This is a genomic window from Wolbachia endosymbiont of Nomada ferruginata, from assembly GCF_001675785.1.
Taxonomy (GTDB): Bacteria; Pseudomonadota; Alphaproteobacteria; order Rickettsiales; family Anaplasmataceae; genus Wolbachia; species Wolbachia pipientis.
In genome coordinates this window covers 1-284 of record NZ_LYUY01000214.1, presented here as the reverse complement: position 1 = coordinate 284, position 284 = coordinate 1, and the positions used below count along the sequence as shown (strand labels likewise).

The 284-nt window shown below is 32.0% G+C and carries 1 pseudogene; it reads left to right on the top strand.

Annotation, left to right across the window (positions count from 1 at the left end):
* Positions 1-284: pseudogene (locus BA053_RS06460) on the top strand (phosphoesterase); the annotation flags it as partial.

Sequence of the window (284 nt, the reverse complement as noted above, 5' to 3'; positions counted from 1 at the left end):
AGCCCAGATTTTATTAATGGATAATGTTCCAGACCAAATTATAGTTGGAAACGGTGGTGCATCATTACACGCTCAAGATCAAGAATCTGTTTATCAAAATGTAGAATTTGACTATTCAAATGGTAAAAACTACTTAGCACACGAGGTTAGAAACTTTTTTGGCTTTGGCTTTGCAATACTAAATTTAGATGATCACGAATTTACCTTCTATAATCAACACAATAAGGAAATGTATTCTGCGAAGCTAACAGAAGATTTTAAACTTAAACGGATTAAAACTATAG